This window comes from Streptomyces sp. NPDC104202 (assembly GCF_055584185.1).
Genome location: NZ_JBVJMN010000057.1, coordinates 22,875 through 43,967, shown reverse-complemented (window position 1 = coordinate 43,967; position 21,093 = coordinate 22,875). Strand labels below are relative to the sequence as shown.

The following is a 21,093-nucleotide window of genomic DNA, read 5'->3' as shown; positions in this document are numbered from 1 at the left end:
ATCCGAGGGCCTTCACCGCCAGTGGAAGCTTAGGAGTCCACCAGAAATGCTTCGGCATGCTATCGCTCCCGTTCGCTGTTTCACCAAGGTCTCGAACGGTGTCGTGCGTCATCCGCGTCTGAACAGCGACGCGAAGCTCCTCCTCATCTACGTCCAGGGCCTCCCCGAGTCCGAGAGCGACAAGCCCCTCGGCGAGCACGCGGCCGACCTGGGCATGAAGCCGCGGGCGTACAACCGGGCGCGGCAGGGGCTGGCCGAGTGCGGGTTCCTCCACGAGTGGAAGTCGCAGAACCGGCGCGGGTACTGGGCGACCTCGCAGTTGCTCTCCACGGTCACCCTGACGCGTGAAGAGGCGGACGCGGTCAGGTCGGGGTCCGCGACCGGGTCTCCGGCTCACGGGGAACCGACGGTCGGTTTTCCGAAGTCCCGGCAAGTCGGTTCCTGTACACCGGTAGACAAAGACCGGGAGAAGACTTCTCCCCACCCACCCACCGAAGACCAGCCGGAGCCGGAGCCGGAACCCGTGCGGGACCCGGACCCGGACGCAGCAAGGGACAAGGCGCCGGACCCGGACCAGGACCCGGAGCCCGTTGCGGCTCAGGCCCCGGAAGTCGCTCAGGCCGAGCGTCTCCTGCTCTCGCTGCGGCATCAGAGCCGCGATCTGCTGCTCGGTGTCCGGGAGGCCCGGGGGCTGGCCGAGATGGCGGCGGAGTGGCTGAGGCGGGGGGTCTCGGCGGCGGATCTGCGGCACGCGCTGACGGCGCACCTGCCGCGCGACGGGATCCGGTCGGCCGTCGGCTTCCTGCGCCACCGGCTGACCGAGAAGCTCCCGGCACCGGCGGCCGTACCGCCCGGCCCGTCGGCGGCCTCGTCCCCGGTGTGGGACCCGGGGCGTCCGGTGGTCCCGCCCGCCGCCCTGGTGACCTGTGACGGCCTGGGCGAGGAGCACGTCTTCCGTCCGGTCGGCGACGAGACGCGGTGCGGTTCCTGCCGCACGGAACTGGCGCGCCGGGCCCACGGGATCCACCCGGGCGAACGGGCGCCACGGGCCCCCTGGCGGACCCTCGTGGAACAGGCCGCCGCCGCGCCGTCGCCGTGAGCCGGCCCCGTCCCGTGGGACTCGCGTGGAGCAAGTTTCCGAAGAGCGATGAGTTTTCCGGAAGGCGCCGGTCATAGTTCTCGGAAGGTGCGCGGCGGCCGCTCGGGAGCGGCGGGCGGGCACCATCGAGCCACCGAGACCGGACGACCCGAGACACAGAGGAACCCCAGATGCGCACTCTCATCAGCACCGCCTTCATCTCCCTCGACGGCGTCGTGGAGGGCCCGGGCGGGGAGCCCGGCTACCGCAACTCGGGATGGACGTTCAAGGAGGTCGAGTTCCTCCCGGAGGCGTTCGAGATCAAGGGGCGGGAGCAGAAGGAGGCGGCGGCGCTGCTGCTGGGCCGGACCAGCTACGAGGCGTTCAGCCCCGTGTGGCCGGACATGGAGGAGTTCGCCGACTACAAGGTCATGCCGAAGTACGTCGTCTCCACGACGCTCACCGACGGCGACCTGGTGTCGAACTGGGGCGAGACGACGATCCTGCGCAACCTCGACGAGGTCGCCGCCCTCAAGGAGACCGAGGGCGGCCCGATCATCGTCCACGGCAGCGCCGCCCTGAACCACGCCCTGTCCGACGCCGGCCTGATCGACCGCTACCACCTGCTGGTCTTCCCCCTCCTCCTCGGCGCCGGCAAGCGCCTCTTCAGCGCCACCGACAAGGACGCGCAGAAGCTGAAGCTGGTCGAGCACGAGGCGTACGCGAACGGCGTCCAGAAGAACGTCTTCGACGTCGTCCGCTAGCCGGGGACCGCCCCATGTGAGCGTCCGTGAGGAGGAATTGGTTTGTCGTCCGCCGATCGCTTCCGATAGGAAGACGCACATGTTGAGGGGCAGCAAGGTCGGGCTGAGGGCCCGCCACGACGACGACATCCCGATCCTGCGGACCGAGCTCTACGACGACGTGGTGAACGGGTCGCGGGCGGAGAGCGGGCCCTGGCGGCCGATCTCGCCCGGGGCGAAGGACCCCCGGCTCGTGGTCGACGACACCCGCGAGCAGCACGTCCCCTTCTCCGTGGTGGAGCTGGAGGGCGGGACCCTGATCGGTACGGCGACGCTGTGGGGGATCGACACCCACAGCAGGGCCGCGCACATCGGGCTGGGATTGCTGCCGGCCGCGCGCGGCCGGGGCTACGGCACGGACGTGGTGGCGGTGCTGTGCCACTACGGCTTCGTCGTCCGCGGGCTGCACCGGCTGCAGATCGAGACGCTCGCCGACAACGCGGGGATGCTGCGCTCCGCCGAGCGGAACGGCTTCGTGCGCGAGGGCGTGCTGCGCTCCTCGGCATGGGTGCTGGGCGAGTTCCTCGACGAGGTGCTGCTCGGTCTGCTGGCCGAGGAGTGGAAGTCCGCGCGCGCCTGATGCGCCGGGGAGGGCCGGCGGCCCTCCGGCCGCGCGGCTATCGCGTGAGGTGCCAGACCCGGTCCTCTCCGGTCTCCGCCGGGGCCCGCGGCGCGGTGGGATGGGCGGGCCGCAGGGTGTGGGTGAAGCCGAGCCGGGCGGGGACGGCGCCGCTCGCGTGGTTGGCGGCGTCGTGGACGATCTCGACCCGGTCGACGCCGGGCAGCCGGAACGCCTCCTCGGTGAGGGCGCGGGCCGCCCGGGTCGCGATCCCGCGTCCGGTGGCCGCCGGATGCAGCCAGTAGCCGATCTCCAGGGTGCCGGGCGGGGAGTCCTCGTACCGGTGCAGCCCGGTGGAGCCGACGATCGCCCCGTCGAGGACGACCGCGTACGTGAACTCCGTCCCCCGCTCCCAGCGTTCGGCCCGGCAGCGCAGGAAGGCGGTCGCCCGCTGCAGGCTGTGCTCGGCGGCCCACGGCATCCAGGGCCGCAGATGGTCCAGCGACTCCTCGATCACCCGGACGTACTCGGCGAGGTCCGCCTCGGCGTCGAGGGCACGGAGGACGAGACCGGCGTCGACGTCGATCAGGGGGCGCGGCTGGGTGACGGTCATGGGGCGAGGATCGTACGGGGCGATCGGGCCCCGCAAGGCAATTCCCGCGGCCCGGCCCCGGTGCGCGAGGCCGTGGATCGGTCACGACTCCCGCCGTGCGCACGACGGTTCGGGCCCGTGACCGACGAGGGGACGCATGCCGCCTCGCCTCTCCTCCCGTCCCGCCGCCGGCGCCCTCCTCGCGCTCGCCCTCGCCGCGCTCGTCTCCGGGTGCGCTGACCCCGCCGACGACCCGCTCGTCGGGCGGGCGTGCGGGCCGTCGGGGTGTGCGGCGGAACGGTTCAGCCCTTGCTGACCGCCGCGAGGATCTCCGGGAGGCGGCGGGCGGTGCGGGGTGCGGCGAGCCTGAGGCCCGCGTTCAGGAGGAGGGCGCCGTAGAGGGCGCCGGCGGGGAGCAGGAGCCAGAGCAGGGAGTGCCCGTCGGAGACGTGCAGGTAGATCGTGGCGCCGATGAGCGGGGAGCAGAGCAGCGCGGCCGCGAACATGCCGCCCATGATCGAGATCCAGGCCAGACCGCCCTGGCCGGGCACCACGTTCTTGTAGCCGCTGTCCTGGGGGATCGAGTACGGGAAGCTCGCCGTGGTCACGGCGCCCGTGCCGACCATCGCGCCGAGGAGGCCGAGCGCGAGGCCGAGGGCCTCGGGGAACCCGGACCAGTCGCCGAGGACGGCGGCCGTGGCCGCGGTGACGAGCACCGTGTACGGCAGCGTGACGGTGAGCAGCGCGAGGGCGCGCGCCCGGAGTTCGGCGTAGGCGTCGGCGGGCGTCGAGATGGTCTGGGCGACCATCCAGAACGCCGAGCTGTCCTGGCCGAACTGGTTGTACATGAGCATGCCGAGCATGCCGGAGGCGAAGCAGGCGAAGTAGATCGAGCCCTGGCCCTGGAGGGCGTTGAACATCGGGACGATCAGGCCGATGGCGAGCGAGGTCACCCACGCCGCCTTCGTCTTCGGGTCGCGCCACACGTACCGCAGGGTGCGCTCCATCACGGTGCCGGTGCGCCCGGCCGGCAGCAGACGGCCGAGCCGTCCCGTGCCGGACTTCTCGCGGGAGTCGGGGGCGGCGCCGATCGTGGAGCCGTCGGGCTCGACCATCAGCCGCACCAGGCTCCGCTGCCACCAGGCGAGGAGCGCCACCAGGGCGGCTGCCGTCAGCAGCAGGCGCGCGGCGGCGACGGCGTGGTCGCCGCGGCTCGCGGAGTCGACCGCGCCGAGCGCGGCCGCGGGCGGGAGCCAGCCGACGACGGCCGTGGCCGGTTCGAGGGACTCCAGCCCGCCGGCCTGGCCCAGGCGCTGGGCGCCGAAGTTCACGAACTGCATGCCGACGGCGATGACCAGACCGCTCAGGAGCGCCAGGTCGCGGCCCTTGCGGGAGGTGAGGAGCCGGACGTTGGCGGCGGCGACGGCCCGCGACAGCGCCACGCACGTGACGGCGGTGAGCGGCACGGCGACGACGGCGACGGCGACGGCCGCGGCCCCGTGCGCCAGGGACAGGGCCGCGCCCAGGGCGAGGACGAGGGTGAGGACGGGGCCCACGCCGACGAGGGAGGCCACGAGCAGCGCCCGGATCAGCGGCCGGGGCATCAGCGGCAGCATCACGAGCCGTGACGGGTCGAGGGTCTCGTCGCCGCTGGGGATGAACAGCGGCATCACCGCCCAGGACAGCGCGAGGACGCCCATGAGGAGGATGGCGACGGTGGGCGCGTCGGCGTGGCCGCGCAGCAGGACGAAGCCGAGGACGAGGCCCGCCGCGAAGACGGCGCCGAAGACGACGGAGACGATGTACGCGGCGGTCCGCCCGCCGGACTGCCGCAGCCCGTTGCGCAGCAGCGACAGCTTGAGCCGGACGAAGACCGACGTCAGCGACGGCACGGCGGCGGGCGCGTCGGGCAGGGCGGGGGAGCCGCCGGTGGCGGTGGTGGCGGCGGTCATCGCTGCGTACCGCCCGAGCCCGCCCCGCCCGTCGCACCGGCGCCGGGGACGGCCCCGCCGCCCAGCCAGTCGAGGGAGTCGCCGGCCGCCTCGCGGCCGTTCGCACCGACCAGCTCCAGGAACGCGGCCTGGAGGGAGGGCGCCGAGCCGCGGACCTCGGCCAGCGGGCCCTGGGCGCGGATCTGGCCGCCGGCCATCACGGCGACCCAGTCGCAGAGCGACTCGACGAGCTCCATGACGTGGCTGGAGAAGACGACGGTCGCGCCGGAGGCGGTGTACCGCTCCAGGACGCCGCGGATGGTCTGGGCGGAGACCGGGTCGACGCCCTCGAAGGGCTCGTCGAGGAAGAGGACCTCGGGGTTGTGGAGGAGGGCGGCGGCCAGGCCGATCTTCTTCCGCATGCCGGTCGAGTAGTCGACGACCAGCTTGTTCTGCGAGCCGGTGAGGTCGAGGACGTCGAGGAGCTGTGCGGCGCGCTTGTCGACCTCGGCGCCCGGCAGCCCGCGCAGCCGCCCGCTGTAGGCGAGGAGCTCGCGGCCGGAGAGGCGCTCGAAGAGGCGCAGTCCCTCCGGCAGGACGCCGATGCGGGCCTTGACCTGCGCGACCGACTCCGGGTCGGCCCACACGTCGTGCCCGGCGACGAGCACCCGCCCGTGGTCCGGCCGCAGCAGTCCGGTGATCATGGAGAGGGTGGTGGTCTTGCCGGCGCCGTTGGGCCCGACGAGTCCGATGAACCGGCCGGCCGGCAGGACGAGATCGATCCCGTTCACCGCGATCTGCCGGCCGAATCGCTTCCACAGCCCCTCGACACGCACCGCGGGCACCGCACCGTCCCCCGGTGCGGTGCCCGCCTTGTCGAACGCTCCGTCAGATGCCTGGTCAGGCATGGTCGGTCAACCCTTCGATGGTCCCCGTGTGTACGGGCACCACCATACGGGTGAGGCCATGGCGCCTCCCGGGTTCACGCCCGGCGGTCGCGGGCCTCCGCCGCTTCCCGGCCACACGCGTACGCGAGGGCGCTGATCAGCTCCTCGGCGTCCGGCAGCCAGCGGTTCGCGGGGGTGGGGCGGCGGGCCCACTGGACGGCGCCGAAACCCCCGACGCGGGTCGGCGGCGCGGCGACGTAGTGGCCCTCGCCGCGCGTCACGAGGTCGATCGAGGCGGGCGCCCAGCCGAGCTTGCGGACGAGGTCGGGCACCTTGGCGGCGGCGCCGGGCAGCACGAAGAAGTACATCCGGCGGTCGGGGGTGCAGGTCACGGGGCCGAGCGTCAGCTCCATCCGCTCCATGCGGGCGAGCGCGAGGAAGCCGGCGGACTCGGGGACCTCGATGGCGTCGAAGGTGCGGCCGGTCGGCAGCAGGATGGACGCCTTCGGCGTCTTGGACCACATGCGGCGCGCGCCGACCCCGCTCCCGGTGGCCTGGGTCGACCAGTCGGGCCTGACCGCGTGGGCGCCGGGGACGGCGCACGCCTCCGCGCCGCAGGAGCAGCGTTCCCTGCCCTCGACGGCCTCGAGCCAGGTTCCGGGGAACACGTCCCAGTGCCGCTCTTCCGCGTACCGCACGGCGCTGTCCAGCAGTTGCTCGCCGCGCTGCTGGGGGATCTGTGCGGCGTCCGTGACTCCCATGGTCTCTTCCACGATGAGCACAACTTCCCCGGTCACCTGGGGTTACGGGCGTGGTGCCGGGCGTGTTGACGCATCGATCCTGCATGTGGGGCGCATGGGTGCACGTGCGGGGGCGCGTGGAGGTGTGGGGAGCGGGGGTGGGTACGGAGTGGTGGGGGCGTCGGAGGGTTCGTGGCCGGCGTGTCCGGTTTCGCGTGTTCACATCGGCATTGACCGGATATCCACCGGGCAGTGATCACTCCTCTCGTGATCACCGCACGGCCTCAGGGGGTACTCATGGCAGCCAGGCCACTCGTTCCGCGTCAGCTCAACGAACGGCTCCAGTCGCTCATCCAGGAGGCGGCCTGTTCCAACGCCGGACTCGCCCGCAGGGTGAACATGGTCGGCGCGGAGCGCGGCCTCGACCTCCGGTACGACAAGACGTCGGTCGCCCGCTGGCTGCGCGGGCAGCAGCCGCGCGGCCGGGCGCCCGGGATCATCGCGGAGGCGCTGGGCCGCAAGCTGGGCCGCACGGTCACCATCGACGAGGTCGGCATGGCCAACGGCCGCAACCTCGCGGCCGGCGTGGGCCTCCAGTTCGCGCCCACCGTGCCCGCGGCGATCGAGCAGGTCTGCGAGCTGTGGCGCAGCGACGTCGGGCGCCGGGACTTCCTCTCCGGGTCCGCCGTGGCCGCCTCGGCGCTGGTCGAGCCCAGCCGGGACTGGCTGATCACCGTCCCGGACCCGCACGTGGCCCGGCTCGCGGGCGCGCGGGTGGGGGTCGCGGACGTGGCGGCGGTCCGGGAGATGACGAGCGCCCTCGTCGACCTCGACCGGCGGTTCGGCAGCGGACACGTGCGCCCCGTGGTGGTCCACTACCTCGACAGCGTGGTGTCGGGGATGCTGTCCGGCTCGTACCGCGAGGCGGTGGGCCGGCAGCTCTTCGGGGCGGTCGCCCGACTCACCGAACTCGCCGGGTACATGGCCGTGGACACCGGTGAACCCGGGCTGGCGCAGCGGTACTACGTCCAGGCGCTGCGGCTCGCGCAGGCGGCCGGCGACCGCGGGTACGGCGGCTACGTGCTCGCCGCGTCCATGAGCCACCTCGCCGCACAGCTCGGGAACCCGCGCGAGATCACCCAGTTGGCCCGGGCCGCGCAGGAGGGCGCGCGCGGGAAGGTGCCGCCGCGGGCGGAGGCGATGTTCCTCGCGGCCGAGGCCCGCGGGCACGCGCTGCTCGGCGACGCCGTGGCCTTCGAGTCGGCGGCGGGCCGCGCCGCGCAGGCCCTGGAGCAGGCCGACCCCGAGGCGGGCGACGACCCGGTGTGGATCGCCCACTTCGACCACGCCTACCTCGCGGACGAACTGGCCCACTGCCACCGCGACCTGGGGCAGGCGGACGCCGCGGCGCGGGCGGCGGAGGCGTCGGTCGCCGGCCATCCGGCGACCCGCGTGCGCCGGCGCGCGATCGGGCTCGCCCTGCTCGCGTCGGCGCGGGTCCAGCAGCGCGAGGTGGAACAGGCGTGCCGGACGGGGACGGAGGCGCTCGAACTGCTGGGCACCCTGCGGTCGTCACGGAGCGCCGAGTACCTGGAGGACCTGAGGGAACGCCTGGAGCCGTACGCGGCCGAGCCGGTGGTGCGGGAGTTCGGCGCGCGCATGGACCTCGCCGCGGCATGAGGGGTGTCGTCCGGCGGCGGGACGGGCCGCCGGACGAGAAGGTTGTGTAACCGGGCTCACACGTGTGTGCGGAGCCCCGGGCGCACCCGGTAGCGTGAGCCGACGATTCCATAGGTTTATCGGTAGGAGTCCCGGTGACGCAGAACGGACAGGGTCCGGAGCCGCAGTACCCGGCGGTGCCCCCCGCGCACGACGGTGCCCACGGGGGAGCACAGCCGTGGGACGGCGGCTGGGGTCCCGCCGGCGCCGCGCCGGGCGGGCAGCCCCTGCCGCCCGCGCAGCCCCTGCCCCCGGAGGCACCGCCGGGCGGCGCCGACATGCAGTCGACGCAGTACCTGCCGCCCGTCCCGCCGCAGCAGGCCGCGCCCGGCTACCCGCACCAGGCGCCGCCGCAGCCCGGATACGGCTACCCGCAGCCCGGACCGGCCGCCGACCTTCAGGCGACCCAGCACATCGCGCCCGTCCCGGGCGGGATGCCGCCGGTGCAGCCCGGATACGGCTACCCGCCGCCGGCCGCGCAGGCCGCCGGGGACCTCCAGGCCACGCAGTTCATCGCCCCCGTCCCGCCGCAGCAGCAGGGCGGCGGGCAGGCGACCCCGTTCCTCGGCACCGGCTCGCTGCCGCCGCAGGGGCCGGGCGCCGGCGTCCCCGGCGCGTCCGACGCCACCCAGTACATCGCCCCCGTACCCGCGCAGGAGCCCGGCGAGCGGCAGCCCCCGGCGGAGTTCGACAGCCTCTTCCGCACCGAGGCGCCGCAGCCGCCGCGCCCCCAGGCCACCCAGGGCTACCCGCAGCAGCCCGCCCCTCCCGCCTACCAGCAGCAGCACCCGCAGCAGGGCTACCCGGCCCCGCAGCAGCAGCCCGGAGGCCCGGGGGGCCAGGCGCCCGGCGGGCCGTACGCCTACCAGGACGCCTACTACGAGGACGACGAGCCCGCCCCGCGCCGCAAGTCGCCGGTCGCGCTGATCGCCGCCGTCGTCGTCGGCTGCGCGGTCGTCGGCCTCGGCGCCGGAGCCCTGCTCAGCGGCGGCGACGAGGACAAGGACCCCGTGAAGGGCGGCCAGAACGTGGCGGCCAGCTCCGCCGCCCCCTCGGCCGGCGAGACCCCGGCCGAGAAGCCCGCCGACCCGGCCGAGCCGCAGGCCCAGGAGCTGAGCAAGCTGCTCGCGACCAGCAGCAGCAGCCGCGACACCGTGATCAGCTCGGTCGAGTCGATCAAGCAGTGCAAGAACCTCGACAAGGCGGCCACCGACCTGCGCGGCGCCGCCGAGCAGCGCCGCGGTCTGGTGACGCGGCTCCAGTCGCTGTCCGTCGACAAGATCCCGGACAACGCCGCGCTGACGGCGGCGCTCACCAAGGCCTGGCAGGCATCGGCGTCCGCCGACGACCACTACGCGGCCTGGGCCGACCAGATGAAGGCGAAGAAGGCGTGCAAGGGCGGCAAGGCCCGCTCGACCAGCCAGCTCGCCGAGGCGAACGCCAAGAGCGGCGAGGCCACCAACGCCAAGAAGAAGGCGGCCGGGCTGTGGAACCCGACCGCCGACAAGTACGGACTGGAGAAGCGGACCTACACCCAGCTCTGAGCCAGGCCCTAGGGGGCGCTGAGGACGGTTTCGCCGACGTCGACGAAGCCGGGCTTCTGCGCGACGAGCCGGCCCTGACGGACGACCTGGAACGTCACCTCGTGGTTGACGATCCGGGGGAAGCCCGGGGCGCCGAGCAGGTCCTCGTACTTCCAGCGCAGGACGGGCGTGAGACCGCCCGTGTCGATGCGGGCGCCGCGGTCGAGGGCGTGGGATATCTGCGCGGCGGTGACCCGGTCCTTGTCGAGCGACTCGACGACCTCGCGCAGCACCGTGTAGGCGATCCACGTGGTCTGCACGCCCGCGTCGGCCGGGTCGACCCGGTTGTCGGCGAACGCGTGCTCCTGGATGACCTTGCGCATCGGCGCCCAGCTCTTGTCGTCCGCCTCCGGGTACCAGCCGGTGACGTACGCGCCCTCGAAGGGGCTGTGGGCGCCGCCGGTGCGGTCGATCACGGGCTGGCCGACGCTGCCGAGGACCGAGGAGATCCGGACGCCGTCCTCCCTGCCCTCCCCGCCGCCCTTCGCCCCGTCGCCCTCGCCCTTGCCGCCGTCGCTCTCCGGGAGCCGGCGGAAGGAGTCGAAGAAGGTCTGGGTGCGCTCGCCGAGCACCGCGGTGACGCAGCCGTCCTCGCGGCCCGCCTGGTCGCGGGCCCGGTCGGCCTGACGGGAGTACTCGGCCGCGTCCTCCAGGGCCGGGATGTCGGTGGCGCTGCGGTGACTCGCCTTGCGCAGCCCCGAGTTGAGGAGCCCGGGCAGCTTGTCGCCGGCGATCGTGTCGGGGCGGACGAGGGAGACCTTCCGGCAGGACGCGGCGAGCTGCATGCCGTGGCCGGCGATGAGGGAGGCCTGCCCGCCGTTCACGGGGTAGGAGAGCGGGCTGGTGAACTCGTCCTCCGAGATCCCGTAGCCGCCGATGTAGGGGATGCCCGCGGCCTCCAGCGGGGCCATGAAGGCGCGCCCGTTCTGGCTGTAGGAGCCGACGACCGCGACCGCGTTCTCGCGGACGGCCCGCCGGGCGCAGTCGGAGGCGCCCGCGGAGGTGTTCTGTTCGTTGCAGGTGAGGACGCGCAGTTCGTGGCCGTCGATGCCGCCCTGTGCGTTCACCCACCGTGCGTAGGTCTGCGCCATGGCGGGCATTCCGGGCATGTTGGTCGCTCGGGTCTGGTCGGGCGCCCAGGTCATCACGGTGACGGGCTCCCGGGAGCCCCCCGTGCTCCCGGGCAGCGCGCCGCACCCGGTGAGCAGCGACGCTCCGGTCGCCGCGGTCGTGACGTACGCGAGGAGTGAGGTCAGTCGCCTACCGGTCATGGGCATGCACATTTCCGCCTCATGGGTAACGCGGGAGTGAGCACGGTTCAACGGTGGGTGACGTGAAGGTGAATTACGGGAGCCAGGGCCGCATGAGGAGGGGGTGAGTCCGCTTATTCCGCAAGGGAACGTACGATCGAAACGTGTCCAGTCCAGTCTCCGGTTCGGTGAACTCTTCCCGTCGCGGCCGTCGCTCCTCCACCATGGGCGACATGCCGCTCAACGACATGCCGTGGTGGCGCTGGCGCATCAACGTGCGCTCGGCGCTGCACATGCTCTCCGACCCCGGGTTCCACGAGACGACCTGGCTGGCCGGCCTGGACGGGTACGGCGACGTCACCGACGCCGTCTACCGCCTGGTCGAGGACACCTGGCTCGACAACTGGTCCGCCGAGAAGTACGTCGGCGCGATCTTCCGCGACACCGGCGAGGCCGCCCTCGTCGACGTCGCCGTCCTCCGCGTCCTGCGGATCATGCACCAGGTCGGACCCGACGCCCCCGTCTCCGCCTACCTCCAGCACCACGGGTGGCCCGAAGCCGTCCGCGCCGCCCGCGAGGCCCACGTACGGATGGCACAGGCCGACGGCGAAGACCCCGACACCCCTCCGCGCCCCCTCGACGTCCTCCGGATCATGACCCGCTCCTGACCCGCTGCCACCCCGCTCGCGGCCCCCTCGCGCCCCGCCCGCGAGGCGCTCGCGAACAGGCCCCCGACCGTTCCGCCTGACGGACAGGGGCTCACCCGCCACACCCGGGTGTGGCAGGCTGACCGACATGACCGACCAGTACGTCCTCACCCTCTCGTGCCCCGACAAGCAGGGCATCGTGCACGCCGTGTCGAGCTACCTCTTCATCACCGGCTGCAACATCGAGGACAGCCAGCAGTTCGGAGACCGCGACACCGGTCTCTTCTTCATGCGGGTCCACTTCTCCGCCGAGGCGCCGGTGAACGTGGACAAGCTGCGGGCGAGCTTCGCCGCGGTCGGCGACTCCTACGGGATGGACTGGCAGATCAACCGCGCCGACCAGCGCATGCGGGTCGTCCTCATGGTCTCCAAGTTCGGGCACTGCCTGAACGACCTGCTGTTCCGCTCCCGGATCGGCGCCCTGCCCGTCGAGATCGTCGCCGTCGTCTCCAACCACACCGACTTCGCCGAACTCGTCGGCTCCTACGGGCTGCCCTTCCGGCACATCCCCGTCACCAAGGACACCAAGGCCGACGCCGAGGCCGAACTCCTCGAACTGGTCCGCGAGCAGAACGTCGAGCTCGTCGTCCTCGCCCGCTACATGCAGGTCCTCTCCGACGACCTCTGCAAGCAGCTGTCCGGCCGGATCATCAACATCCACCACTCCTTCCTCCCCAGCTTCAAGGGCGCCAAGCCGTACCACCAGGCCCACACCCGCGGCGTCAAGCTCATCGGCGCCACCGCGCACTACGTCACCGCCGACCTCGACGAAGGCCCGATCATCGAGCAGGAGGTCGAGCGCGTCGGCCACGAGGTCACGCCCGACCAGCTCGTCGCGATCGGACGGGACGTCGAGTGCCAGGCGCTCGCGCGGGCCGTCAAATGGCACGCCGAACGCCGCATCCTCCTCAACGGCCGCCGCACGGTCGTCTTCGCCTGACCCCCTCGTACGGGGCCCCGCCGGGTCCCTGTACCCCCGCCCTCGTGCGGCCGCGGACCCGCGTGGGCACGGTGGAGTCAGAGGCGGCTGAGGGAGGCGGCGGCCGAGAGGACGTCGCGGATGGCCTCACGGTCCCCGTCCTGCCCGGCCGCGGCCTCCTCGGGGGAGATGTGGCCCGCGACGAGCTGGCAGAACTCGACGCCGTCCATGGCGACCTGGGCGACGGACTGTTCGGGGGAGCCGACGGCGGCGGGGGAGTCGAGGGCGATGTACCAGTGGCCGCCGCCGGCGCCCTCGACCTCCAGGTGGAGGGAGCGGCCGGGCGCACCCGCGGCGACGAGCCCGCGGGCGGGCGAGGCGAGACCGGTGCGGCGGCGGCCGGCGAGCGCGGCGGGCAGCAGCCGGGCGGCGAGGTCGATCATGCCGTGGAGGTGGGCGCCGGAGGGCGGGGCGTAGGGGTAGGCGACCGCGGTGGCGATGTCGTCGGCGTGGACCCAGCACTCGAAGGCCCGCTCCAGGAGCGAGTCCCTCAGCGGCAGGGCGAAGTCCTTGTAGGTGACGGTGAGGTCGGCGACGCCGCGCCCGGCGAAGGAGACGGTGCGGATGAGGGTGTGGCTCTGGGCGCGCCAGGGCCCGCGCAGGGCGCGGTTGGGCGGCCGGTCGAGGCCGGACCAGAAGGCCTCGGTCCGTTCGGCGGGGGAGAGTTCGGGCACGCCGGCGCCGAGCGGGTCGTCCAGGCCGAGCGCGGCGGAGACGAGGCCGTCGACGGCGAGGAGGTGGCCGATGACCCCGGCGACGGTGGCCTTGCGGCGGACGACCCGGTCCTCCTCGTACCACTTGAGCCGTACGGGCGCGTGCCATTCGGATTCGCCGATGTCGCGCAGGAGCGCGTCGAGCCGGGCGGTCTCGGCGTCGTAGGGCGTGACCCAGTCGGGGACGGGGATGCGCGCGGGGCGGCGGCCGAGGCAGTTCTCCAGGACGCGGGAGCGCAGCAGCGGGTCGAGGTCGAGGTCGCGGTCCTCGTGGAGGAGGGCGACGGCGTCGCGCAGCCGCAGCGCCTCGTCGGCGCAGGGCGCGCAGGCGGTGAGGTGGTCCTCGACGGCCCTCGTCTCGCCGCCGGAGCACGCGGAGAGCGCCCAGGCCCCGAGGAGGGACTTGAGCACGGCGTGGCTGAGTTCGGGGACGTCGGGTTCGTCGCCGCCGTCCCGGAGGCCGCCGTCCCGGAGGCCGTCGGTCCAGTGGCCGTCGGTCCGGGCGGCGTCGGTCCGGGGGTCGTCGGTCCACGGCGGGCCGGCGGCCGAGAGGTCGGCGTGGTCGTCGGCGGCCTCGCGCGGCCCGGGTATCCAGGGGGCGCGTGCGACGTCGTCGGCTTCGTCGTCCGCCCCGCTCACAGCGCCGGTCCGTATCCGGGCGGCGAGGAGCCGCCGAGGGGACGGGTGTGGGCGGTGGAGAGCAGCTGGAGGCCGAGCCGGAGGCGCCGGCGGGCCTCGTCGTCGGTGACGCCGAGGTCGGCGGCGGTCTGCCGGTAGTCGCGCCGCTGGAAGTAGGCGAGTTCGAGGGCGGCGCGCAGCGGGGCGGGCATGGAGGTGACGATGTAGTCGGCGCGGGCGGCGACGTTGGCGCGGCGGACCTTCTGTTCCAGCTCCTCGGCGGAGCCGAGTCCGGTCTCCGCGTAGGCCGTCGCCTCGGCCTGCCGCAGCCGGTGGACGGCCTGGCGCTGGGTGAGCCGGGCGACCCAGGAGCGCATGTTGCCCTGCTTGGGGTCGTAGGCGTCGGGGTTCTCCCAGATGTAGCCGAAGACCTCGCGGGTGACCTGGTCGGCCGCGTCGTCGTCGTCGAGGACGCGGTGGGCGAGGCTGTGCACCAGGGAGGCGAACCGGTCGTAGAGCTCGCCGAGGGCGGCGGCCTCGCCGCGGGCGAGTCGCTGCTGCATCTTGCGGTCCCAGCGCGGTGGTGTGTCCATCGCCATCCGACCTTCCGCCCCTCCTGGTGCCCGGTCCCTTCGCCTTCCTCTCCAAAGTAGTGCGCCGTGCCGACGGCGCACGCCTGTTTGCCGCAAGTGCGCTCTTGACGAGCTACCGGATGGTAAGGAACGCGTCATCCCCGACGAAGCTGGTTTCGGCGCGGCCCCAGGGGGGAGGCGCCGTGCCGTGACAGCGATCGAGGTGGACGAGGACGAGTACGGCTCCTGGACCGTTCTGCGGATCCGGGGGGAACTGGACCTGGTCACCTCTCCCCGGATACGCCGCGGCGTCCACGACGCCGTCGCGGTCGGCCGCCACGACCTGGTGGTCGACCTGTCGGGTGTGCGGTTCTGCGACTCCAGCGGGGTGGGCGTGCTGATCGCCGCCCGCCGGCTGCTGCGCTCCTGCGGGGGCCGCCTGCGGCTGATCCTGCCCGGCGAGCCGGACGGGGGCGGGGAGACCCACGTCGACCGGGTGCTGTCCGCGCTGGGCGTCCGGCGCCTGTTCGAGGTGTACGGGGACGTGGACGAGGCGCTCAGCGGGGAGCGGACCCGAACCGCTCCCTGAGCCGGTACTTGAGGACCTTGCGCAGGGTCTCGTTGCGGGGAAGGGCCTCCACCACCTCCAGCTGCTCGGGCAGTTTGTGCACGGAGAGGCCCGCCTCCCGCAGGAAGGCCGTGACGGCGGGGAGGGTGAGCGGGCCGGCGCCCGGGGGCTGTTCGACGACGGCGCAGACGCGTTCGCCGCGTTCGGCGTCGGGGAGGCCGATCACGGCGGCGTCGCCGACGTCCGGATGGCGGTGGAGGAGGTCCTCGACCTCCTTGGCCGAGATGTTCTCTCCCTTCCGGATGATGATGTCCTTGATCCGACCGGTGAGCACGAGGTGGCCGGTCGGGGTGAGGTGCCCGACGTCGCCGGTGATCAGGAAGCCCTCGTCGTCGAAGGCGGCGGCGGTCTGCTCCGGGTCCAGGTAGCCGCGGCAGACGGCCTCGCCGCGCAGGCGCACCTCGCCGCCGTCGGTGATGCGTATCTCCATGCCCGCGGGCGGGCGGCCCTCGGTGCCGGCGAGGTTCTCGGCGGTGTCGTCGGGGTCGCCCATGGTGATCATGGGGACCTCGGTCATGCCGTATCCGTGGGTGAGCTGGCAGCCCAGCTCCCGGCGGACGGCGTGGTAGATCTCCGGCGGCTTGGGCGCGCCGCCGCCGGCGAGGAGCCGCAGGGTGGGGATGACGGGCTTGTCGGGCCGTCTGCGCTGCTCGGCGAGGAAGAGGGAGTAGAAGGCGGTGGAGCCGCCGGCCACCGTGACGCCGTGCCGGTTGTACTCGTCCAGGGCGTCGGGCAGCGCGAACTGTTCGAACATCACGGCCGGGAACCCGTACAGCAGCAGCATCACGGTGTAGTCGGGGCCGGCGATGTGGGCGTAGGGGAAGGCCATCGAGCCGACGTCCGCGTCGGTGAGCCGCAGCGCGTGGGCGAGGCAGGAGCCGCCGGCGAGGAGCGAGCGGTCGGTGTGCAGGACGCCCTTGGGGTCGGAGGTGGTGCCGGAGGTCCAGTAGATCCAGCGGACGTCGGTGCCGGAGGCGGGCGGCGGGGGCAGGACGGCGGGGTCGCCGTCCGGCAGGTCGTCGTACGCCTCCAGGACGTGGGGTGCGCCGAGCCGCCGGGCCATCGCGGCATGGTCGAATCCACGCCAGGTCCCGGGGACGGCGAAGAACTCGGCCCGCGAGGCGCGCAGGGCGAAGCCGACCTCCTTGTCCCGGTAGAAGGGGATCACCGGGGTCTGGACGGCGCCGAGACGGGCGAGCGCGAAGGAGAGGACGGCCGTCTCGATGCGGGTGGGCAGCTGCCAGGCGACGACCGTGCCGGGGCGCACGCCCCGCGCGTACAGCCCGGCGGCGCACCGCTCGGCGTGCTCGCGCAGTCCCCCGAAGGTCAGGACGCGGTCACCCTGGAGCAGGACGGGCCGGTCGGGGGTGAGCCCGGCGCGGCGTTCGACGAGCTCCCAGAGCGTGCGGGAGTCGCTGAGGGCGTGTGCGGTCTCGTTCATCCCGTACTCCTCCTGGCTGACGTTCCGTCAGATGGTGCGGTGAGCGTAGAGGTCCGGCGCTTGTCGGTCCAGGGGTGCGGGGCTAGCCTGGCTCCATCGGATCTGACGGTCCATCAGAAATGGGAGAGGGCTCCATGACGGAACTGCCCCGCATCATCAGCGTCGACGACCACGTGATCGAACCGGCCCACCTCTTCGACACCTGGCTCCCGAAGAAGTACCGCGACCGCGGCCCCCGGCCCCTCACCGCCGGCATCGGCGAGCTCGCCTACGTCGCCGGCAAGTACCGGATCACGATGGACCCCGACGGCCCGCCCACCGACTGGTGGATCTACGAGGACCTCCAGTTCCCGTACAAGCGCAACATCGCCGCCGTCGGCTTCGACCGCGACGACATGACCCTGGAGGGCATCACCCGGGAGGAGATGCGCCGCGGCTGCTGGGACCCCGCCGCCCGCCTGAAGGACATGGACCTCAACCACGTCGAGGCGTCCCTCTGCTTCCCGACCTTCCCCCGCTTCTGCGGCCAGACCTTCGCCGAGGCCCACGACAAGGAGGTCGCCCTCGCCTGCGTCCGCGCCTACAACGACTGGATGGTCGAGGAGTGGTGCGGGGACAGCGGCGGCCGCCTCATCCCGCTCTGCATCATCCCCCTGTGGGACATCGGCCTCGCGGTCGCCGAGATCCGCCGCAACGCCGCCCGGGGCGTCAGGGCCGTCACCTTCTCCGAGATCCCCACCCACCTCGGACTCCCCTCGATCCACTCCGGCTACTGGGACCCCTTCTTCGCCGTCTGCCAGGAGACCGGCACGGTCGTCAACATGCACATCGGCTCCAGCAGCCAGATGCCCGCCGCCTCCCCCGACGCCCCGCCCGCCGTCCAGGCCAGCCTCAGCTTCAACAACGCCATGGCCTCGATGATGGACTTCCTCTTCAGCGGCGTCCTCGTGCGCTTCCCCCGCCTCACGCTCGCCTACAGCGAGGGCCAGATGGGCTGGATCCCCTACGCCCTGGAACGCGCCGACGACGTCTGGCGGGAACACCGCGCCTGGGGCGGCGTCCGCGACCTGATCCCCGAACCCCCGTCCACGTACTACTACCGCCAGATCTTCTGCTGCTTCTTCCGCGACAAGCACGGCATCGCCTCGCTCGACGTCGTCGGCTGCGACAACGCCACCTTCGAGACCGACTACCCGCACGTCGACTCGACCTTCCCGCACACCAAGGACGTCGCCCTCGACCACGTCCGGGGCCTCGACGACGAGACCGTCTACAAGCTCATGCGCGGCAACGCCATCCGCATGCTCGGCCTCGACCTCGACCGCGGCCCCGCCTGATGGACCTCACCTGCACCGAAGAGGAGGAGGAGTTCCGCGCCCGGCTGCGGCGGTGGCTCGCCGCCACCCTGCCCACCCTCCCGCCCCGGCCCGACCCGCTCGACTGGCCGGGCCGGCGCGCCTACGACTGCGGCTGGCAGCGCAGGCTGTACGACGCCGGATACGCCGACGTCCACTGGGACGCCTCGCCCACCCAGCGGCTCGTGTTCCTGGAGGAGACCGAGCGCGCCGGCGCGCCCTACGTCGGCGCCAACTTCGTCGGCCTCCTCCACGCCGGGCCGACCGTCGCCGCCGAGGGCACCGAGGCACAGCGCGCGCGCTGGCTGCCGCCGATCCTCCGTGGCGACGAGGTCTGGTGCCAGGGCTTCTCCGAACCCGGAGCCGGCTCCGACCTCGCCTCCCTGCGCACCCGGGCGGTCCGGGACGGGGACGCGTACGTCGTCACCGGACAGAAGATCTGGACCTCCCACGCCGAGGTCGCCGACTGGTGCGAACTCCTCGTCCGCACCGACCCCGACGCCCCCTCCCGCCACCGCGGCATCACCTGGCTCGCCCTGCCCATGGACGCGCCCGGCATCACCGTACGGCCGCTGCGCACCCTCGCCGGCTCCGCCGAGTTCGCCGAGGTCTTCCTCGACGAGGTGCGCGTCCCGGTGGAGAACCGGGTCGGCGAGGAGAACGACGGCTGGCGGGTGACCATGGTGACCCTCTCCTTCGAGCGCGGCACCGCCTTCGTCGGCGAGGTCGTCGCCTGCCGCCGGCTCCTGGGCGAACTCGCCGCCGCCGCGCGCAAGAACGGCACCTGGGACGACTCCGCCCTGCGCCGCCGCCTCGGCAGGCTCGCCGCCGAGTTCCAGGCGCTGTGGCGGCTCACCCAGGCCAACGTCAGCGAGGCCCAGGCCACCGGCGGCGTCCCCGGCACCGGCGGCTCCGTCTTCAAGCTCCACTACTCCCACGCCCGCCAGGAGCTGTACGAGGCCGCCGCCGCCGTCCTCGGCCCCGACGCGCTCGACCTCGGCCGCGACTGGACCCTCGACCGCCTGTCCTCGCTCTCGTACACGATCGCCGCCGGCACCTCCCAGATCCAGCGCAACATCGTCGCCGAGCGCATCCTCGGCCTGCCGAAGGGCCGGTGACCCGCCGTGGACTTCCGACTCACCGACGACCAGCGGGCGCTGCGCCGGGGCGTGCGGGAGCTGCTCGCGCGCCGCTTCGACCGCGCGGCGCTGCGGGCCGCCGTGGACGCGCCCGCGCTCGACCGCCGCCTGTGGCGGGAGCTCGGCGACGCCGGCTTCTTCGCCCTGCGGCTGCCGGAGGACGAGGGGGGCGTGGGCCTCGGCCTCCCCGAGGCGGTGCTCCTCTTCGAGGAGGCCGGCAGGGCGCTGCTGCCGGGGCCGCTGGTGGCGACGCACCTCGCGGCCGGGACCGTGCCCGGCGCGGCGGACGGGTCCGTCGTGGTGACGGCCGCCTCGGAGGGGCTCGTGCCCTGGCTGGACGCGGCGGACGTGGTGGCCGGGGACGTGGAGGGGGCCGTGCCCCTGCGGTCGGTGGATCCGCTGACGCCGCTGCACAAACTGCCCGCCCGTCCCGTCGCCGGCGGCCGGTGCGCCGCGGCAGGGGCCGAGGAGGCGCTGCTCTACGCCGCCGAGCAGGTCGGGAGCGCCGAGCGGACCACGGAGGCGGCCGTCGCGTACGCGCGGGAGCGGGAGCAGTTCGGGCAGGTGATCGGGGGCTTCCAGGCCGTCAAGCACCTCTGCGCGGGGATGCTGGTGAGGGCGGAGCTGGCGCGGGCGGCCGTCCGGGCCGCCTCCGTCACGGCCGATCCCGTCGAGATCGCGGGGGCCAAGCTGCTGGCCGACGAGGCCGCCGTCGGCAACGCGCGGGACTGTCTCCAGGTGCACGGCGGGATGGGCTTCACCTGGGAGGCCGACGTCCATCTGCACCTGAAGCGGGCGTGGGTGCGGGCGCGGCTGGGGATGACGGCCGGCCGGGCGGAGGAGGCGGTGGCGGCGAGTCTGTAGCGCTGCGTCATGTCCGAGTGACGGAATGTCGATACCTGGTTGTGTCCTTCGGCGGGGCCGTCACGGCCCGGAGTCGGCCTCCGCCTCCGGTACGCTCCGTGGGATGCGAGTGCTCGTCGGCCCGGATCGTCCCGGTGTCGCCCCTGGGGCGGCCCCGTGTCCGGGAATGCCCGGCGCTCGCACCCGGCGTTCGACTACCCGCAGCGTGCGTCGCACAGTATGGACCACGCGTACTCCTTCGCGCTGGAATATGCCCGAAGCGCTTGTTGCGGTGACTGTACGTCAACCATGCTGTCCCACAAGGAAATCACGTTCCGTGAAGGTGTGTTGTCCGCCGGTTCGGATGGTGTGAGCGGTGCAGGTGCTTCAGGTGCAGTTGGAGGTCGGGCCCGACCCGGCCGAAGTGGGGCGGGCCCGGAAGTGGGCGCGCTCGCGGCTCGCCGGATCGGGTATAGGCGAGGACGAGCCGCTGGCGGACACGCTGGTGCTGCTCATCTCGGAGCTCGTGACCAACGCCGTGGTGCACACGGGGTGCCCGGCCGTGCTGCGGATGCTGTTCGTGGCGGAGGGCGGGGTGCGGGTCGAGGTCGCCGACACGAGCGACCGCCCGCCGCGGCCCCGGCACGCGCAGGGCGACGACACCAACGGGCGCGGCCTGGAACTGGTCGACGGCCTCGCGGACCGGTGGGGCTGGCAGCCCGAAGGGGCCGGGAAGAGCATCTGGTGCGAGGTGGACCGGGTCGCCGGGGCCCCTGTGCACGTGCCGGCCGTCGTGTCGCACGGACGGGTGCACTGTTGACGGTTCGTGGCGTTTTGCCCACTCTGGTGTGAGCGATTCGTGGCGAGGGGAGCCGAGGGCCGTGTGCCCTCGGCGTGTGCGGGTCGTGGCCGGGTGGCGGCGGCCGTGCCGTGCTCGGGGCGCGCGCGAGCGCGCC

General features: G+C 73.4%; 20 protein-coding genes. 12 read left to right on the top strand and 8 right to left on the bottom strand.

What is annotated here, in order from left to right; translation table 11 throughout:
* The first annotated feature begins 103 nt into the window (after nucleotides 1–103).
* The 3 genes from ACZ60W_RS29255 to ACZ60W_RS29245 all read left to right on the top strand — a co-directional run bounded on the left by ACZ60W_RS29255 (nucleotide 104) and on the right by ACZ60W_RS29245 (nucleotide 2,461).
* Nucleotides 104–1,099, top strand: coding sequence for a hypothetical protein (locus ACZ60W_RS29255; RefSeq protein WP_469758389.1), 996 nt, complete (start codon nucleotides 104–106; stop codon nucleotides 1,097–1,099).
* Between the two features lie 170 nt (nucleotides 1,100–1,269).
* On the top strand, nucleotides 1,270–1,842 hold the full coding sequence (locus ACZ60W_RS29250; RefSeq protein ID WP_469758388.1) for a dihydrofolate reductase family protein: 573 nt from the start codon (nucleotides 1,270–1,272) through the stop codon (nucleotides 1,840–1,842).
* A 79-nt stretch (nucleotides 1,843–1,921) separates the two neighbouring features.
* Entirely contained in the window at nucleotides 1,922–2,461 is a 540-nt protein-coding gene (locus tag ACZ60W_RS29245; RefSeq protein WP_469758387.1) for a GNAT family N-acetyltransferase, read from the top strand.
* 37 nt (nucleotides 2,462–2,498) lie between these two features.
* Here the strand turns inward: ACZ60W_RS29245 and ACZ60W_RS29240 are convergent, their stop codons facing one another.
* The 4 genes from ACZ60W_RS29240 to ACZ60W_RS29225 form a co-directional block, all read right to left on the bottom strand.
* Nucleotides 2,499–3,053 (bottom strand): GNAT family N-acetyltransferase, encoded by a 555-nt coding sequence (locus ACZ60W_RS29240; protein WP_469758386.1) that lies wholly within the window; start codon nucleotides 3,051–3,053, stop codon nucleotides 2,499–2,501.
* A 281-nt stretch (nucleotides 3,054–3,334) separates the two neighbouring features.
* Nucleotides 3,335–4,984: a transporter gene (locus tag ACZ60W_RS29235; protein ID WP_469758385.1), complete on the bottom strand. Its 1,650-nt coding sequence runs from the start codon at nucleotides 4,982–4,984 to the stop codon at nucleotides 3,335–3,337.
* The gene (locus tag ACZ60W_RS29230) at nucleotides 4,981–5,871 is read right to left on the bottom strand and encodes an ABC transporter ATP-binding protein (RefSeq protein WP_469758384.1); all 891 of its coding nucleotides are present in this window, start codon (nucleotides 5,869–5,871) and stop codon (nucleotides 4,981–4,983) included. The genes ACZ60W_RS29235 and ACZ60W_RS29230 overlap by 4 nt, the downstream gene beginning before the upstream one ends.
* 74 nt (nucleotides 5,872–5,945) lie before the next feature.
* Entirely contained in the window at nucleotides 5,946–6,611 is a 666-nt protein-coding gene (locus ACZ60W_RS29225; protein WP_469758383.1) for a bifunctional DNA primase/polymerase, read from the bottom strand.
* 276 nt (nucleotides 6,612–6,887) lie between these two features.
* Between ACZ60W_RS29225 and ACZ60W_RS29220 the strand changes: the two genes are divergently transcribed.
* Nucleotides 6,888–8,270 (top strand): transcriptional regulator, encoded by a 1,383-nt coding sequence (locus ACZ60W_RS29220; protein WP_469758382.1) that lies wholly within the window; start codon nucleotides 6,888–6,890, stop codon nucleotides 8,268–8,270.
* 134 nt (nucleotides 8,271–8,404) lie between these two features.
* A complete protein-coding gene (locus tag ACZ60W_RS29215) occupies nucleotides 8,405–9,853 on the top strand; it encodes a hypothetical protein (RefSeq protein ID WP_469758381.1) in 1,449 nt (482 codons plus the stop codon).
* 8 nt (nucleotides 9,854–9,861) lie between these two features.
* Here the strand turns inward: ACZ60W_RS29215 and ACZ60W_RS29210 are convergent, their stop codons facing one another.
* Entirely contained in the window at nucleotides 9,862–11,163 is a 1,302-nt protein-coding gene (locus ACZ60W_RS29210) for an ABC transporter substrate-binding protein (protein WP_469758380.1), read from the bottom strand.
* Nucleotides 11,164–11,366: 203 nt separating this feature from the next.
* Here ACZ60W_RS29210 and ACZ60W_RS29205 point away from each other — a divergent pair, with 203 nt between their 5' ends.
* Together ACZ60W_RS29205 and purU are read left to right on the top strand one after the other, a co-directional pair.
* Complete coding sequence (locus ACZ60W_RS29205) at nucleotides 11,367–11,810, top strand: SCO4402 family protein (protein WP_393640118.1); 444 nt, start codon at nucleotides 11,367–11,369, stop codon at nucleotides 11,808–11,810.
* A 127-nt stretch (nucleotides 11,811–11,937) separates the two neighbouring features.
* Nucleotides 11,938–12,789, top strand: coding sequence for a formyltetrahydrofolate deformylase (purU, locus tag ACZ60W_RS29200; protein WP_469758379.1), 852 nt, complete (start codon nucleotides 11,938–11,940; stop codon nucleotides 12,787–12,789).
* 77 nt (nucleotides 12,790–12,866) lie between these two features.
* Here purU and ACZ60W_RS29195 read toward each other — a convergent pair whose 3' ends face one another.
* Both ACZ60W_RS29195 and ACZ60W_RS29190 read right to left on the bottom strand, forming a co-directional pair.
* Nucleotides 12,867–14,180 (bottom strand): maleylpyruvate isomerase N-terminal domain-containing protein, encoded by a 1,314-nt coding sequence (locus tag ACZ60W_RS29195; protein WP_469758378.1) that lies wholly within the window; start codon nucleotides 14,178–14,180, stop codon nucleotides 12,867–12,869.
* Nucleotides 14,177–14,758 carry a sigma-70 family RNA polymerase sigma factor gene (locus tag ACZ60W_RS29190; RefSeq protein ID WP_469758377.1) on the bottom strand — a complete coding sequence of 194 codons (582 nt, stop codon included), beginning with the start codon at nucleotides 14,756–14,758 and terminating at the stop codon, nucleotides 14,177–14,179. The genes ACZ60W_RS29195 and ACZ60W_RS29190 overlap by 4 nt, the downstream gene beginning before the upstream one ends.
* A gap of 181 nt (nucleotides 14,759–14,939) precedes the next feature.
* Between ACZ60W_RS29190 and ACZ60W_RS29185 the strand changes: the two genes are divergently transcribed.
* Nucleotides 14,940–15,320 (top strand): STAS domain-containing protein, encoded by a 381-nt coding sequence (locus ACZ60W_RS29185; protein ID WP_469758376.1) that lies wholly within the window; start codon nucleotides 14,940–14,942, stop codon nucleotides 15,318–15,320.
* On the opposite strand, the gene ACZ60W_RS29180 is transcribed toward ACZ60W_RS29185, so the two are convergent.
* Nucleotides 15,289–16,800, bottom strand: coding sequence for a class I adenylate-forming enzyme family protein (locus ACZ60W_RS29180; RefSeq protein WP_469758375.1), 1,512 nt, complete (start codon nucleotides 16,798–16,800; stop codon nucleotides 15,289–15,291). The two genes, ACZ60W_RS29185 and ACZ60W_RS29180, sit on opposite strands and share 32 nt — an antisense overlap.
* Before the next feature lie 134 nt (nucleotides 16,801–16,934).
* Here ACZ60W_RS29180 and ACZ60W_RS29175 point away from each other — a divergent pair, with 134 nt between their 5' ends.
* The 4 genes from ACZ60W_RS29175 to ACZ60W_RS29160 all read left to right on the top strand — a co-directional run bounded on the left by ACZ60W_RS29175 (nucleotide 16,935) and on the right by ACZ60W_RS29160 (nucleotide 20,957).
* Nucleotides 16,935–18,137, top strand: a complete 1,203-nt coding sequence (locus ACZ60W_RS29175; protein WP_469758374.1) for an amidohydrolase family protein — start codon at nucleotides 16,935–16,937, stop codon at nucleotides 18,135–18,137.
* On the top strand, nucleotides 18,137–19,273 hold the full coding sequence (locus tag ACZ60W_RS29170) for an acyl-CoA dehydrogenase (RefSeq protein ID WP_469758373.1): 1,137 nt from the start codon (nucleotides 18,137–18,139) through the stop codon (nucleotides 19,271–19,273). The genes ACZ60W_RS29175 and ACZ60W_RS29170 overlap by 1 nt, the downstream gene beginning before the upstream one ends.
* A gap of 6 nt (nucleotides 19,274–19,279) precedes the next feature.
* Nucleotides 19,280–20,158, top strand: a complete 879-nt coding sequence (locus tag ACZ60W_RS29165; RefSeq protein WP_469758372.1) for an acyl-CoA dehydrogenase family protein — start codon at nucleotides 19,280–19,282, stop codon at nucleotides 20,156–20,158.
* A gap of 355 nt (nucleotides 20,159–20,513) precedes the next feature.
* Nucleotides 20,514–20,957, top strand: a complete 444-nt coding sequence (locus tag ACZ60W_RS29160; RefSeq protein ID WP_469758371.1) for an ATP-binding protein — start codon at nucleotides 20,514–20,516, stop codon at nucleotides 20,955–20,957.
* Nucleotides 20,958–21,093 lie beyond the last annotated feature (136 nt).

What these genes read in the sequence shown, in the direction of transcription:
- ACZ60W_RS29250 (WP_469758388.1), top strand. Translation starts at nt 1,270, where the DNA reads ATGCGCACTCTCATCAGCACCGCCTTCATCTCCCTCGACGGCGTCGTG.
- ACZ60W_RS29245 (WP_469758387.1), top strand. Translation starts at nt 1,922, where the DNA reads ATGTTGAGGGGCAGCAAGGTCGGGCTGAGGGCCCGCCACGACGACGAC.
- ACZ60W_RS29240 (WP_469758386.1), bottom strand. Translation starts at nt 3,053, where the DNA reads ATGACCGTCACCCAGCCGCGCCCCCTGATCGACGTCGACGCCGGTCTC.
- ACZ60W_RS29235 (WP_469758385.1), bottom strand. Translation starts at nt 4,984, where the DNA reads ATGACCGCCGCCACCACCGCCACCGGCGGCTCCCCCGCCCTGCCCGAC.
- ACZ60W_RS29230 (WP_469758384.1), bottom strand. Translation starts at nt 5,871, where the DNA reads ATGCCTGACCAGGCATCTGACGGAGCGTTCGACAAGGCGGGCACCGCA.
- ACZ60W_RS29225 (WP_469758383.1), bottom strand. Translation starts at nt 6,611, where the DNA reads ATGGGAGTCACGGACGCCGCACAGATCCCCCAGCAGCGCGGCGAGCAA.
- ACZ60W_RS29220 (WP_469758382.1), top strand. Translation starts at nt 6,888, where the DNA reads ATGGCAGCCAGGCCACTCGTTCCGCGTCAGCTCAACGAACGGCTCCAG.
- ACZ60W_RS29210 (WP_469758380.1), bottom strand. Translation starts at nt 11,163, where the DNA reads ATGACCGGTAGGCGACTGACCTCACTCCTCGCGTACGTCACGACCGCG.
- ACZ60W_RS29205 (WP_393640118.1), top strand. Translation starts at nt 11,367, where the DNA reads ATGGGCGACATGCCGCTCAACGACATGCCGTGGTGGCGCTGGCGCATC.
- purU (WP_469758379.1), top strand. Translation starts at nt 11,938, where the DNA reads ATGACCGACCAGTACGTCCTCACCCTCTCGTGCCCCGACAAGCAGGGC.
- ACZ60W_RS29190 (WP_469758377.1), bottom strand. Translation starts at nt 14,758, where the DNA reads ATGGCGATGGACACACCACCGCGCTGGGACCGCAAGATGCAGCAGCGA.
- ACZ60W_RS29180 (WP_469758375.1), bottom strand. Translation starts at nt 16,800, where the DNA reads ATGAACGAGACCGCACACGCCCTCAGCGACTCCCGCACGCTCTGGGAG.
- ACZ60W_RS29175 (WP_469758374.1), top strand. Translation starts at nt 16,935, where the DNA reads ATGACGGAACTGCCCCGCATCATCAGCGTCGACGACCACGTGATCGAA.
- ACZ60W_RS29170 (WP_469758373.1), top strand. Translation starts at nt 18,137, where the DNA reads ATGGACCTCACCTGCACCGAAGAGGAGGAGGAGTTCCGCGCCCGGCTG.